8 protein-coding genes and 3 pseudogenes are annotated in these 14,433 nt (G+C 68.9%); 4 read left to right on the top strand and 7 right to left on the bottom strand.

Annotated elements, in window-relative coordinates:
* Positions 1–50: 50 nt before the first annotated feature.
* Positions 51–1,088 (bottom strand): LacI family DNA-binding transcriptional regulator, encoded by a 1,038-nt coding sequence (locus V8690_RS27405; protein ID WP_338782740.1) that lies wholly within the window; start codon positions 1,086–1,088, stop codon positions 51–53.
* A 697-nt stretch (positions 1,089–1,785) separates the two neighbouring features.
* Positions 1,786–1,974: pseudogene (locus V8690_RS27400) on the bottom strand (transposase); the annotation flags it as partial.
* Between the two features lie 840 nt (positions 1,975–2,814).
* Between V8690_RS27400 and V8690_RS27395 the strand changes: the two are divergent.
* From V8690_RS27395 to V8690_RS27385, 3 genes are all read left to right on the top strand, one after another.
* A complete protein-coding gene (locus tag V8690_RS27395; protein ID WP_338785478.1) occupies positions 2,815–3,921 on the top strand; it encodes an AI-2E family transporter in 1,107 nt (368 codons plus the stop codon).
* 84 nt (positions 3,922–4,005) lie between these two features.
* Positions 4,006–4,686: a DUF4389 domain-containing protein gene (locus V8690_RS27390; protein WP_338782739.1), complete on the top strand. Its 681-nt coding sequence runs from the start codon at positions 4,006–4,008 to the stop codon at positions 4,684–4,686.
* Between the two features lie 117 nt (positions 4,687–4,803).
* Entirely contained in the window at positions 4,804–5,721 is a 918-nt protein-coding gene (locus V8690_RS27385) for a DUF5829 family protein (protein WP_338782738.1), read from the top strand.
* A 28-nt stretch (positions 5,722–5,749) separates the two neighbouring features.
* Here the strand turns inward: V8690_RS27385 and V8690_RS27380 are convergent.
* The 3 genes and pseudogenes from V8690_RS27380 to V8690_RS27370 all read right to left on the bottom strand — a co-directional run.
* Positions 5,750–6,495, bottom strand: a pseudogene (locus V8690_RS27380) (NAD(P)H-binding protein); the annotation flags it as partial.
* An 86-nt stretch (positions 6,496–6,581) separates the two neighbouring features.
* Positions 6,582–6,965 (bottom strand): VOC family protein, encoded by a 384-nt coding sequence (locus V8690_RS27375; RefSeq protein ID WP_338782737.1) that lies wholly within the window; start codon positions 6,963–6,965, stop codon positions 6,582–6,584.
* A gap of 166 nt (positions 6,966–7,131) precedes the next feature.
* Positions 7,132–8,172, bottom strand: coding sequence for an NAD(P)-dependent alcohol dehydrogenase (locus tag V8690_RS27370; RefSeq protein WP_338782736.1), 1,041 nt, complete (start codon positions 8,170–8,172; stop codon positions 7,132–7,134).
* Positions 8,173–8,352: 180 nt separating this feature from the next.
* Here V8690_RS27370 and V8690_RS27365 point away from each other — a divergent pair.
* Positions 8,353–9,278 (top strand): annotated as a pseudogene (locus V8690_RS27365) (helix-turn-helix transcriptional regulator).
* Positions 9,279–9,368: 90 nt separating this feature from the next.
* Here the strand turns inward: V8690_RS27365 and V8690_RS27360 are convergent.
* Positions 9,369–12,683: a S8 family peptidase gene (locus tag V8690_RS27360; RefSeq protein WP_338785477.1), complete on the bottom strand. Its 3,315-nt coding sequence runs from the start codon at positions 12,681–12,683 to the stop codon at positions 9,369–9,371.
* A gap of 315 nt (positions 12,684–12,998) precedes the next feature.
* Positions 12,999–14,264, bottom strand: coding sequence for an Ig-like domain-containing protein (locus V8690_RS27355; RefSeq protein WP_338782735.1), 1,266 nt, complete (start codon positions 14,262–14,264; stop codon positions 12,999–13,001).
* Between the last annotated feature and the right edge of the window lie 169 nt (positions 14,265–14,433).

The following is a 14,433-nucleotide window of genomic DNA, read 5'->3' as shown; positions in this document are numbered from 1 at the left end:
CAAGCCACTCAGCGACCGGCCCCCGCTGACGGATCGAGGGCAAGGGTGGGTCACGTCGTGCCGCCGACATTCAAGCTTGGTGTCAGGACGATAGGGGGTGGCAGTTCGCCTGCGAGGAGTTGGTCGACTTGGTGGATGGCCAGTTCGCCCAGCCGTCGCTTGTCGAGGTGGAGGGTGGTCAGTGGCGGGTCGACCAGATCGACGACGCTCAGCCCGTCGTAGCCGACCAGTGCGCAGTCGTCCGGTACTTGGACGCCGAGCCGGCGGGCGGCCCGGAGCGCGCCGATCGCAACCAGGTCGTTGAAGGCGACCACGGCGGTGAGGTCTGGGCGCGCGGCGTACAGCGCCTCGAAAGCGGCGGCGCCCCCGGCCGGGGACTGCTCACCCATGACAACCCAGCCCTCGTCGACCGGCAGCGCGTGTTCGCTGACGACGTCGAGGAAGGTGCGGCGCCGGACCATCGGGGCGCTCAAGCACTCGCAGTCGATCATGCCGATCCGGCGGTGACCCCGGTCGATGAGGTGCTGCAGCCCGGCCCGGATTCCGGTCGCGGTGTCGATGTGGACCAACGCGTGGTTCGACGAGTCCAACCCGCGATCGACTATGACCAGCGGCACGGTGCCCACGTACGGCTCGAGCTGCGCATCGGGATGGCTGATGTAGCCGACAAGAGCGTCAACCTGTTGGCCGAGTGAGCGGACCAAGGCCAGTTCCCGGGACCGGTCGTTCTCGGTGCTGGCCACGAGCACCTGCCAGTCGCGTTCGTTCGCGGCCGCAATCACTCCTGCCACGAACTCTGGGAAGAAGGGGTTGACCACGTCGGGGACGATGAGCCCGACGGATACGACGTCCGGGCGGACCAGCCCCCGGCCGAACCGGCTGGGCCGGTACCGCAACTGCCTTGCGACATCGAGCACGCGTTGCTGAGTGGCCGGGTCGATCTCCCCCTTGCCGTTGATCGCCCGGGAGACGGTCTGATGGGACACGCCTGCCGCCTGAGCAACGTCGCGGAGCGTGACGCGCTTGACGGTTCTCACACCCCGCGCCCGCTGGTCTTCCGTTTCCCGCTGTCCGGCCACGCTGCCCACTCACTTCTGTTCCTGTGCCGCCCTGTGTCCAAGTCAATCAGGTTCACCGGCCTGCCGCGCCATCACCAGCCCGGCACTGCCACGAGAGCAAGGCAGCGCCAGAACGCCACCGGCGGATCGTGAGCCGTCTGGCGGCGGGCGTTGACGGAATCCGCTCCCCTGAGCAAGAATCACGTTAACGGTCACGTTAACGGTCACGGAAAAAGCGAAGGAGAGCACAGTGTCTTCTTTGAGGGGCCCCCTGCCGCACGAGCCCCACCCGATCTTCCGTAGCGTGTTCCGCAGCTGGCACGCAAAGGCCGGCGTCTTTTCGGCGCTGCCAGACGCACCTGTGGAGCCGGATGATCCGCAGCCTTGGTGGCGCCAACTGAGAGTTCGGCGGCAGAAGCCGAGCAGCGGTGGATCTTCGCTCAGTCGGTCCACGGCGCGTCCCCGGGGCTGTCCTGCTCCCAGTGGGGATGGTGGGAGCTCACAAGGAGTGCTCCGTGGTTCGAGGATCAGATCCTCCGGCGAGGGGCGGATCGAGGGTGAGTCCGCGGCAACGGGGCGACGACCGTGCCGATCGCCAGAACATTGCTGCGAACACCGGTTGCAATGACGTCGGGGAACGGCGAACCAACGCACAACACAGCTGCCGCAGTGGCCACCGGATAAGGCTCCCGGAGATGCGTGAAGCGCCCCCGCCCCGACCGACGCTCGGGCCGCGACCGCCATATGGCGGGGTGTGTGGCTGTGCCGCTTTCCGGCTGGGCGGTGGTCGTGGTGACATGCCGACCGCGTAGCTCATCCCGCGTTCTTCCAGGCCGAGGCGGAAGGTTGCCGCATCGCCGTAGCCGCCGTCGGCGACGACGAGCGGGACATCGATGCCCCACGACCTGATCTCGTCGTTCCTGTCCCGTCTCAGCCGAGCTGTTCCCGTTTGTGCTGTTGTCGGTGGGGGCGGCAAGCGATCGCCTGTCGCTGCTCGTCGCTACGGCGGTGGTCTCCCCGGAGGGCGAGAAACCGACCGCGCGCAGTCATGCGGACTTCTCCGTCAGGGCACGCGGCTTGGTACGCCGCCTACTACGCGCCGTGATGTCCGCATGAGGATCTACGAGAACAGGCGCCGCTGTCAGTCCGTGGCTCTAGCGTGGGAACGGACAGCACCAACACCTACTGGGGGACACATGAGGGACGCTGCGCTCTTGGCGGCCACCGAAGACCACGTACGCGTTGTACGGGAAGCTCGACGAATCGTGAGACAGATTCTCGCTGACGACGCGAACCTCAGTGGACACGAAGTGCTGCGTCGCCTTGACGAGCTGGTGGTTGAAGCCTCGGCGGAAGCCGAACGCGTCGCGACCAAGCTCGTGAGGGAGGCCGTGTGCCGTCACTGTGCACACTCGATCATGCGAGTGGGCGATTCCGCCTGGCGCCACGATGCAGCTCCGCCCATGTCGCGAGGCTGTCGGGCAGCGAGCTTTGATCGGGACGGCACCTGGGACGACTCCCTCGACCGCGCGTGGAAGGCAACCCCGCCGAAGGGACATCGCTGAGGTCCCCACGCTCCAGAGACGCCACGGGTCACATGGCAGCGCAGGCTCGCTGGGACGGGCGTGTCCTGCCCGATCGGCGTGGCCGAGGCCGACGGATGAGCGCCGGACGCTTGTGACGCGCGGGGGTAACAGCGGCACCATCGGAGCCCCGTGGGGCGCAGGGGCAATAAGGTGCCTCCGTGACTGCGCCCTTGAGTTCCACGAAGACCCGTGACGCGCTCCGGATATCGGCACGTGTCTCCGCAGAGTTGCTGCTGGTGCTCGCGATGCTGACGGTGGCTCTGTGGCTGCTGGGCCGGATGTGGTCGGTTGTGTGGCCGCTCGTCGTCGGGTTGCTGCTGACCACGCTGACCTGGCCCCTGGCCCGTCTCCTGCGTCGCCGCGGGTGGCCGCCCGCGCTCGCCGCGTCCGTCGTGACCGTGCTGTTCCTGCTGGTCGCCGCGGGTGTCGTGGCGCTGATCGCCGTGCCCGTGGCGTCCCAGTCCGGTGAGCTGACCGACGGCGTGGTCGAGGGCATCCAGAAGCTGCGCGAGTGGGCCGCCGGGCCGCCGCTGAACATCGGGGACGCACAGATCAACAAGGCCTTCGACAGCGCGGTCGCCCGCGCTCAGGAGGGTCTCGGCAGCATGGTGGGAGCTGTCGTCACGGGAGTGAGCACCGTGGTGAACGGGGTCGTCACCGCCGTGCTCGCCCTCTTCCTGATGTTCTTCTTCCTCAAGGACGGCCCGCGGTTCCTGCCGTGGCTCTCCCGTCAGCTGCCCGGCCGGCTCGCCACCGACGTCCCGACCGTGTTCGACCGCGGCTGGAACACGCTGGGCGCCTTCGTGCGGTCCCAGGCCGCCGTGGGCCTGCTCGACGCCGTCCTGATCGGCCTGGGCCTGTGGATCCTGGGCGTACCGCTGGTGCTCCCACTGGCGGTGCTGACCTTCGTCTCCGCGTTCGTGCCGATCATCGGCGCCCTGTTCGCCGGTTTCGTCGCGGTCCTCATCGCGCTCGTCTACAACGGCCCGACGGACGCGCTGATCGTGCTGGCCATCATCGTCGGGGTGCAGCAACTCGAGGGCAACGTGTTCCAGCCCATGATCCAGAGTCGTGGGCTCGGCCTGCACGCGGCCGTGGTGCTGCTGGCGGTGACACTGGGCGGCAATCTGGCCGGCATCGTGGGCAGCCTGCTGGCCGTCCCCGTCGCGGCACTGATCGCGGTGGTCTGGAACTACGTGCACGAGCAGCTCGGCGATCCGCCGCAGGAACCGGACGCCACGGACGAGCCGGACAGCGCCGCCCCCGTGCCGTCGTAACGGTTCCGGACGCGCGAACGGCCCCGCCCAGGTCGCGGGGCTCCTTCTCGCTTGCGAGCCTGCGAGTGAAGGGAGTTCCGCTCCATGATTCCTGTCACCGCGTCTCCCGTGCGTCTCGAGGCGTCCCTCGACGCCCGGTTGTCCCGATGGCTGTGGCTGGTGAAGTGGCTGCTCGCCATCCCGCACTACATCGTCCTGTTCTTCCTGTGGATCGCGTTCGTGCTCGTGAGCGTCGTCGCGTTCTTCGCCATCCTGTTCACCGCCCGGTACCCCCGGTCGCTCTTCGACTTCAACGTCGGCGTGCTGCGGTGGAACTGGCGGGTCAGCTACTACGCCCACACCGCGCTCGGCACCGATCGGTACCCGCCGTTCACCCTCGCCGACGTGCCCGACTATCCGGCCCGCTTCGACGTCGCCCATCCCGAGCGGCTCTCGCGCGGCCTGGTCCTGGTGAAGTGGTGGCTGCTGGCGATCCCGCAGTACATCGTCGTCGCGATGTTCGTGGGCGGCGGCTGGGACTGGGACGACGGGGACGGCTGGCGGGGCAGCGGGCTGATGCCGTTCCTCTCCCTGGTCGCGGTGGTCGTCCTGCTGTTCACCGCCCGCTATCCGCGGCACCTCTTCGACTTCCTGCTCGGCCTCGCGCGCTGGTGCGCCCGGGTGACCGCCTACGCCGCCCTGATGACCGACCAGTACCCGCCGTTCCGCCTCGACATGGGCGGTCAGGAGCCCCCTGACCGAGGGCCTCTGTCAAAGAGCCCCTGACTCAAGGGCCTTGTCCCAGGGACCTCCGCCCGTGGGCTCCTGACAAAGGCCTCAATCCCCAGCGAACCGATTCCTCCCGCTCTACGCTCCTCCGCATGACGGTCAGGAGCATTACGGGTGATCATGGTCGTCGCCCTGGCCCTCGCGGGGGTGGCGCAGGGCGGGGTGAGCTCCGCGCAGGCGGGGGACGGCGGACGGCAGCTCCTGTTCTGCAACCACGCCTACGGCGTCCTCGACCGGGAGACCGCCGACGCCATCGAGCACTCCGCCTATCTGCGGGACTTCGCCAACGTCCAGGTCCGCACCACGACCGGTTCCGGCGGGCAGACCTGGACCGGCCGCTATCTGACGGGCCGCGAGACCTATCTCGAGCTGTTCGGGGTCGGCGACCTCCCCGGCAAGGGCGGCACCCTCGGAGCCACCGGCATGGGCGTCTCGACCGAGCGGGAAGGCGACCTGGCGAGGGTGATCGCGCGGCTGCGCGAGGTGGGGGTCAGCGACCCCGTCGAGTTCCGGCAGACCCGCGACTTCGGCGACGGCGTCCCGGTGCCCTGGTTCGACGCCGTCTTCACCACCGACCAGTACGACCTCTTCGGCGCCTGGGGCATGGAGTACCGGCCGGAGTACTTCGCCGACCCGCGCGGCAACACCGAGCCCGCCGCCCACCCCGGTGACGTGGGCCGGGAGCGCTACCTGTCCGACGGCTACCGCGACCACCTGATGCGGGACGTGACCGGCATCCGCCTCGCGGTGACCGCCCGGGACCTCGCCAATACGGTGCCGCTGCTGAAGGCCGGCGGATTCACCGTACGGTCCCTGCGCGGCGGCGCCGTCGCGAAGGGCGGCGGCACCACGCTGCGTTTCGACGCCGTGCCCGTCGACCAGGTGGGACTGCGGCAGGTCGAGATGTCGCTGAACAGTCCGGTGTCGTACCGGCACGAGGAGCGGATCGGTCACTCGGCCCTCGTCGTCGGTCCGGGGGCCCGTGCCGTGTGGACCTTCGGCGAGCAGGACCGGCCGAGTCGCTCCGGGTGACGCCTTGGGGGTCAAACACCCTCTGGCCCAGCCTCTCCTGAAGGAACTCCTCCCAGGTCCGCTTCCCTTCCTCCGCCCCCTCCAGCGTCAGGTTCGCCCCCGCCGGGTACGCCCGCCCCGCCTTCCTGGGAATCCGCACCGGCAGCATCGGGCGGCGCCGGCCGCGCAGGCGGAGGTAGGGGCGGGCCAGGGGCTGCGAGGTCGTGGACGTCCGGTCCCGCCATGTCCGCGACGAGGCCCGACGGGTCGCCGAGGGTGAGTTCCGCGAGGCGGGCCGACCTCCCGCGAGTCCACCGGCTGGAGCCGGAGGCCACCGGGAAGACCGGCAGCTTCGCCATCTTCTCGACCATGGTCAGCGCCAGGTCGTGGAACTGGGCCGCGCAGGGTCGTCCATGGGATGCCGGAGTCGGCGACGGCCCGCTCCGACTCCAGCTTGGTCCGCATCCAGGCCAGTCGGACCCGGTCCGCGCCGATGACCGAGATGTAGAGAAGGTGCCGTACGCCGGCCCGGGACGCGGCGCGCACCAGGGTGCGGGTCGCCTCGTCGTCGCCCTTGGGGCCGCCCGCCAGGTGCAGCACGGTCTCCACGCCGTCGACGGCGGCCTCGACGCCCTCGCCCTTCGGCAGGTCGCCGGTGACGTGCTCGACGCCGTCCGTGGCGGGACGGGCGTACCGGGTGAGGACCCGTACGTCGTGGCCGGACGCGCGCAGCAGCGGCAGGACGTGGCCGCTCAGGGTGCCCGTGCCGCCGGTGACCAGGATCGGTGATGTCATGGCTGCTCCCCAGCTCTTCGCCTTCTGATGTCGCCTTCGCCGTGACGAGGGGCGGCGCGAAGATGTGACGAGCGGGGTGCGCGGGCTCAGCCGCCGCTGCCGTACGGCCGTGTGATGATCTCCAGGCGGTGGCCGTCGGGGTCGTCGAAGTACGCGCCGCGTCCGCCGTCGTTGTGGTTGATCTCGCCGGGACGGCTGTGGAACGGATCCGCCCAGTACGTCAGACCGGCCTCCCGGATCCGGGCGAAGATCTGGTCGAACTCGTCCTCCGAGACGAGGAAGGCGTAGTGCTGCGGCGTGATGGCGCCGGGGCTGTCCATGTAGTCGAGCGTCACGCCGTTGGGGATCTCGACCGGGAGGAACGGGCCGTAGGGCGGACTCACGTCCAGCCCCAGGATGTCGGCGAGGAACCGGGCCGAGACGCGCTTGTCGTGTGCGGCGACGATGGTGTGGTTCAGCTGCACGGTCATGGTGGGCCTCCCCTGACGTACCTGGCGAACCCCTGGTGCACTCCCCCCGTGTGGAGTACCCCGCAGGAGCCTCCTCGTGCATCACGAACGCCCTGAGGGCACCGGCGCGCTGCCGGGGCCCTCAGGGCGGATGCGAAGCCGTCGGTCTCAGCGAAAGCCGTCGGTCTCAGATGGTCGCGGTGTCGATCACGAACCGGTAGCGCACGTCGCTGGCGACCACCCGCTCGTAGGCCTCGTTGATCTGGTCACCGCGGATCAGCTCGATCTCGGCGCCGAGGCCGTGCTCGGCGCAGAAGTCCAGCATCTCCTGGGTCTCCGCGATGCCGCCGATCATGGAACCGGCGAGGGTCTTGCCGCCGCCGATCACCGAGAAGAGGTTGAGGGCGATGGGCTCCTCGGGGGCGCCGACGTTGGCCAGCGTGCCCTCGGTCCTCAGCAGCGAGAGGTAGGCGCCGAAGTCCAGCGGCGCCGAGACCGTGGAGACGATCAGGTCGAAGGTGCCGGCCAGTTCCTCGAAGGTCTTCGGGTCGCTGGTGGCGTAGTAGTGGTCGGCGCCCAGCTTCAGGCCGTCCTCCTGCTTGCGCAGGGACTGCGACAGCACGGTCACCTCGGCACCCAGCGCGTGCGCGATCTTCACGCCCATGTGGCCGAGGCCGCCCAGGCCGACGATCGCGACCTTCTTGCCGGGGCCGGCGCCGAAGCGCTTGAGCGGGGAGTAGAGGGTGATGCCGGCGCACAGCAGCGGTGCGGCGACGTCGAGGGAGAGGCCGTCGGGGATGCGGACGACGAAGTTCTCGTCGACGACGACCTTCTGCGAGTAGCCGCCGTAGGTGGGCTCGCCGTCCTTGCCGATGCCGTTGTACGTCGGGACGTTGCCCTGGACGCAGTACTGCTCGCGTCCGGCCTTGCAGTTCTCGCACTCGCGGCAGGAGTCGACCATACAGCCGACGCCCACGCGGTCGCCGACGGCGAACTTCGTGACGCCCGGACCGACCTCGGAGACGACACCGGCGATCTCGTGGCCGGGAACCATCGGGAAGATCGCCTCGCCCCAGCCCTCGCGGGCCTGATGGATGTCGGAGTGACAGATTCCGGCGAACTTGATGTCGATCAGGACGTCGAACGCGCCGACCTCGCGGCGCTCGATGGTGGTGCGCTCCAGGGGAGCCTTGGGCGCGGGGGCGGCGTACGCAGCAACAGTGGTCATGCCGGGGGTTCTCCTAGCAGGGTTCCGTGCCCGGCTGCCTTCTGGATGTTCTGACCGGGCACGATCACCACCGTGCCAAACCCGCGAGCGTCTACCCAGACCACGGTTTTGCGTACGCACAGCGTGCGTACCACTGGTGAGGTCAGGCTCCTGTGCGTACGACCGTGAATACTGGAGGGCATGGACGAACAGCCCGAACCCGTACAGGAGCCCGCAGCGGAGACCGGCGGGGGCCTGGACCGGCGTGCCGACCTCAGTGAGTTCCTGCGCACCCGGCGTGCCCGGCTGAAGCCGGAGGACGTGGGGCTGCCCGACTTCGGGCGGCGGCGGGTGCCGGGGCTGCGCCGCGAGGAGCTGGCCCAGCTGGCCGGGGTGTCCGTGGCGTACTACACACGGCTGGAACAGGGCAACGGGCGCAACGTCTCGGCGGAGGTGCTGGACGCGATCGCGCGCGCCCTGCGGCTGACCGGCGCCGAGCACGCCCATCTGACGCACCTGGCGAAGCCGAAGCAGCACAAGAAGAAGCCGGCGACGCGGACCCAGCAGGTACGGCCGACGTTGCGGCATCTGCTGGACTCGATCGACACCGTCCCGGCGTACATCGTCGGGCGCCGCTCGGACATCCTGGCCTGGAACCGGATGGCCGCTGCCCTCTTCGGCGACTGGGGGAACTGCCGGCGCCGGAGCGGAACTGGGCGCGGCTGGTGTTCCTGAATCCGGAGTACCGCGAGCTGTACGTGGAGTGGGAGCGGAAGGCGTCCGACATGGTCGGCTATCTGCGCTGGGACGCGGGCTGTCATCCGGACGACCCGCAGCTGTCCGCCCTGGTGGGCGAACTCTCCGTGAAAAGCGAGGAGTTCCGCCGGCTGTGGGCCGCGCACGACGTCAAGGAGAAGAGCTACGGCGTCAAGCGGATGCGGCACCCGCTGGTCGGCGACCTGACCCTGTCCTTCGAGACGTTCCGCCTGGTCGACGACGCCGAGCAGTCCCTGATCACCTACTACGCGGAACCGGGCTCGGAGTCGGCGGAGGCGCTGCGGCTGCTGGCGAGCTGGGGCGCGGACGCGACCCGGGCGGGGGCGGGGAGTTCGCCTCCACCGGCCTGACGCACGCGAGCGGCCCGCCGGAAGCCGAGGCTCCCGGCGGGCCGCTCACTGACGAGCCCTACAGCTCACCCTGCGGACGAGCCCTGCGGCTCACTTGCCGTAGTACGCGTTGTAGATCGAGACCGTCGACTTGTTGCCCTGCTTGTCGGCGATCTTGGCGTGGAAGGAGATGGCCTTCCCCTTCGCCGGGTTCTTGAAGCTGACCTTGCCCTTCTTGACGGTGAGCTTCTTCCAGGTCTTGCCGTAGTCGTACGACACGTACACCGACAGCGACTTCAGGTTGCTGCCCTTGGCCGCGCCCTCGACGGTGACCGGGATGCTGACCGTCTTGCCGGCCGGGACCTTGCTGTCCAGCCCCGTGACCGCGTTGAAGCGGGCCGTGGAGGCGGGCAGCTGCTTGAGGCCGGAGGTCTTCTTGGAACGGAACGTCCAGCTGGCGTCGATGCGGGTGGAGGCCGCCGCGACCTTGACGCTGCGCTTGACCGACGTCGTCAGCTTGTACTCGGCGTCACCGGACGGGACCTTGAACTCCTTCTCGCCGAACAGCGGGTCGTCGTTGCTGCCGACCTTCTTGCCGTTGCGGTACAGGGTCGTGTCGACCGAGGAGAACTTCGAGTAGCCCGCGTTGCCCTTGCCGTCCGCGAACAGCGGCAGGGAGCCGTAGAGCTGGTTGCCCTCACGGAAGAGGCCGAAATCGCCGTTGATCCGCGGTCCGAAGACGGCCGTGTTGACGGTCTTCGAGTAGGTCTTGCCGGCGGCGTACTTCTGCGTACCCAGCGTGTAGCCGGCCTCGTCGGCCGGGAAGCCGTCCTCGTCGACACCGCCGTACTGGGCGAATTCGAGCTGCCACTGCACGCCGCTCGCGGTGGACAGGTGCAGCGTCCGCGTGCCGGGCAGGGACTGCTCGATGCCGATCGAGGAGGCGCCGCTGCTCCACGGCATCCAGCCCACGGCGCTGATGGAGCCCTTCTTGCCGCTCGCCGCGGCGCCGAGGCCCGCCTTCACCGTGGCGAGCTCGCTCGCCTTGTAGTGCTTGGTGTAGCCGGTGGCGAGCTGCTTGACCTTGCCGCCGCCGGTGACGTCGTACTGCTCCTTGTCACCCTTGGTCCAGTGGCCGTCCCACTGCTGGGTCACCGAACCGTCGGTGATCTGCGGGCCGACGTGCGCGGTGTTGATGTCGGCGAAGGAGTCGAGCATCCAGCCGAAGCCGTAGCTGGAGTCCTTCGTCTCGACCGTGTAGTCGGTGTAGGCGAACTCCGACTTGGCGGTCTTCTCCGGCACGGTGATGTTCACCGGCTTGGCCTTGCGGGCGTCCAGCGTGACCGTCGTGTTCTTGGTGACGTTCAGCTTGGGCTGGGCCAGCCAGTCGGCGCCCTGGAACTTCTCCGGGTCGTCGCCCGCGTAGATGTTCGTGTTGAGGACGTAACCGCCCTTGGGCACACGGGTCGTGACAGTGCCGTCCGCGTCGTACGGCATGAAGAACTTGCCCTTGCCCAGGCCCGAGACGGCGGCCAGGTCGGCGCTGTAGTTCTTGGTGGGCTTGCCGTCACGGCCGACGAACTTCAGCGTGACGTCGTACGACTCGACCTCGCGCTGCACCGCCGCGGCCGTGCGGACGGTCTGGCCGCCGCCCGTCGCCGTCACGTACGAGGAGTAGGCGCCGTCGAGCGTGCCGCCCAGCTTGGTGTTCACGGTGAACGGGACGGTGGCCTTGCCGCCGGCCGGGACGGTCACCGAGGTGGCGCCGAGCTTGAAGAAGCCGGCCGGGGCGGCCTGGCCCTTCGGGTTGGTGGCGGTCGACGTCAGCTTCAGCGTGACGTCCTTCGTACCGAGGTTGCGGTACGTCAGTTCCTTGGTGACCGGCTTGTCGTCGGTGTGCGGCCACTGCTGGACGCCGAAGCTCACCGACGCCGGGTCGGCGATCACGGACTGCTTGATGGCCCTGTCGACCTGGATACGGCCCGAACCCTGCTGGAACGGCGTGTACGTGCCGCCCTTCGTGGAGCCGGTGAGGGCGCCCTTCAGCTCGGCGTACTTCCACGCCGGGTGCTGCTGCTTCAGAAGCGCAGCGGCGCCCGCGACGTGCGGGGTGGCCATCGACGTACCGGAGATCGTCATGTAGCCGGCCGGCTTCTCGCCGACCTCGCCGGCTATCAGGTTGCCCTTGGCGGAGGCCGCTGTGATGTCCACGCCGGGCGCGGTCACGTCGGGCTTGAGTGCGCCGTCCATGCCGGGGCCGCGGCTGGAGAAGTCGGCCAGCACGTCCTTGTCGTCGACCGCGCCGACGGTCAGGGCCGCGGCGGCGCTGCCCGGGGAGCTGATGGTCTGCTCGCCGAAGTCGCCCTCGTTGCCGGCCGCGATGGCGAACAGGATGCCCTTCTCCTCGGACAGCTTGTTCACCGCCGCTTCCAGCGGGTCGATCGCGGGCGTGTCGCCGCCGCCCAGGCTCATGTTGACGACGTCGGCGCCCTGCGCGGCGGCCCACTCGATGCCGGCGAGGACCTCGGAGTCGCTGCCGAATCCGCCGTCGTCGAGCACCTTGCCGTTGAGGATCTTCGCGCCGGGCGCGACACCCTTGTACTTGCCGCCGGACTTCGCGCCGGTACCGGCCGCGATGGAGGCGACGTGCGTGCCGTGGCCGACCTTGTCGGTCGTGTCGGGCGAGGTGGTGAAGTTCTTGGCGCCGATCACCTGGCCCTTGAGGTCGGCGTGGGTGGCGTCGACACCGGTGTCCAGGACGGCGATCTTCACGCCCTTGCCGTCGTAGCCGGCGGCCCACGCCTTGGGGGCGCCGATCTGCGGGACGGACTTGTCGAGGCTGGCCTTGCGGACGCCGTCGAGCCAGACGTGCGCGATGCCGGAGGCGGTCTTGTCGCCGTTGGTGACCGCGTCCCACAGCTCGGGCGCGTCCTCCTTCGGCGTCTGCACCGCGTCCGCGTTCACGGATTTCAGGGAGTGGCTCAGCCGGCCCGCGTCGCGGACGTCGGCCTTGGTGGCCGCGGCGCTGCCCTGGTAGCCGACGATGACCTTCAGGCCCTTCTTCTGGGCCTTGCGGGTCGCGGACTTGTTGAGCTCGGTGACGTCGAAGAGCCGCTGGTCGAGCTTGCCGGTGGCGACCAGGCGGGCCGCGTCGGCCGGGATCACCAGCGTGTGGCCGTCGAGCTTGCGGACCTGGACGGGAATGTCCTCGCGTCCCTTGGCCCGCTCCAGGCCGATGACCCGGCCCTTGGCGTCCAGGACGACCCGGTCACCGGTGATCAGCGTGATGCGGTGCTTGGCGGCGACCGACGCCTGCTGCGCGGCTGCGGTCGTCCGTTCGCCGTTCGCCGACGCCGGGCTGGTCATTCCCGCCGCCAGGGCCACGGCTGCCGCTGTGGCGACCGTGGCCGCGCACGCCCTTTTCACTTGTCTGCGCAAGTTTCCCCCTTGCAGAAGTACCGGGCGAATTCCCCGTTCACCCGGCCGGGGGTCATCTCGTACGCATGGGCGTACACCCCCCGGAACACGCAGTATGCCGACGGGTGATCAGGCACTCAATAGATGAGAGAGAGGTAAGAAATCCGTGGGCAGGCTGTTACACGGCCGCCGGAACTCCGTTACAGAGCTGGACGACTGCGCACGCGTGTTCCCCTTGACACGGAAGGGGGAGAGACGACGGGAGCCGCCGCCACCCCGGACTCGGGGCAGGGCGGCGGCTCCCTCATGTGAAGGTACGGGTCGTCAGACCGCCGAGCCGGCCTTCCAGTCGGCCCAGCTCATGTTCCATCCGTTGAGCCCGTTGTCCGGCGCGATGGTCTTGTCGCCGGTGTTCTCGACGACCACCACGTCACCGATCATCGAGTTGTTGTAGAACCACGCGCCCGGGGTGTTCGGGTCGTTCGCGCCCTTCGCGTCCTGGAGGCCGACGCAGCCATGGCTCGTGTTCACGTTGCCGAAGATGGACTTCGCGCCCCAGTAGTTGCCGTGGATGAACGTGCCGGAGCTGGACAGGCGGATGGCGTGCGGCACGTCCTTGATGTCGTACTCGCCCTTGCCGTCGTCGTCCGTGAAGCCCACGGTCGCGCCGTTCATGCGCGTCTCCTTGAACTTCTCGGACATCACCATGATGCCCTCGTAGGTCTTGTTCTCCGGCGAGCCGGCGGAGATCGGGATCGTCCGGACGACCTTGCCGTCCTGCGTGACCTTCATCTGCTTGGTCTTCGCGTCGACGTACGAGACCTGGTTGCGGCCGATCTTGAAGGTGACCGTCTTCTGCTGGACGCCGTAGACGCCCTCGGCGCCCTGGACACCGTCGAGCGCGAGTTTCAGCGTGACGGTGGAGCCTTCCTTCCAGTAGTCCTCGGGGCGGCAGTCCATGCGGTTGGCGTTGAACCAGTGGCAGGCGACCTCCTGGCCGCTGGTCGTGCTGACCTCGATGCCCTTCTGGACGGCGGCCTTGTTGGTGATCGCCTTGTCGAAGTTGATCGAGACCGGCATGCCGACGCCCACGGTGGTGCCGTCGTCCGGAGTGAAGGTGCCGATGAAGCTGTTGGCCGGGGAGACCGTGGTGAACGAGGCGTTCTCGTGGGCGACGCGGCCTTCGGAGTCCTTCGCCTCCGCCGCCAGCTTGTAGGTGGTGGAGCGCTCCAGCTGCGTGCTGGGCTTCCAGCTGGTCTTGTCGGCGGATATCTGGCCGCTGACCTCCGCGCCGTCGGACGTCGTCATCTTGACGCTCGTGAGCGTGCCCTTGCTGACGGTCACGGTGGCGGAGTTGTTGATGGAGGCGTTGTCGGAGCCGTCCTCGGGCGTGATCTTGATCTGGGCCTTGGACGCCTTCTTGGCCGCGGCCTCGTCGACCTTGGACTGGGAGCTGTCGCCGCCGTCGCTCCCGGAGGCGTTGTCACCGCCGCCGGAACAGGCCGAGAGCACCAGCACTCCGCCGAGCAGTGCGGACGCGACCGTCAGGCCCTTGCGCCGCTTGCTGACCGTCATCACACGCTTCTCCATCGTTGCCGATTTCCCCAAAACCCCGAGTGTCCCCGTCAAAGTCCCAAGTGCCCCCGTCAGGACTCGAGAGTCCTCGCCGAGAACTTTCAACGCTACGACCGGTTCGTCCGGTTCCCCATGTCGCGCACGTGTGGGGATCACCACGTCCGCGCCCGTCCGCGGCGAACGG

The organism is Streptomyces sp. DG1A-41 (genome assembly GCF_037055355.1).
Classification (GTDB): domain Bacteria; phylum Actinomycetota; class Actinomycetes; order Streptomycetales; family Streptomycetaceae; genus Streptomyces.
The sequence above is the reverse complement of the archived record's forward strand: the minus strand, read 5'-3'. Positions and strand labels throughout refer to the sequence as shown.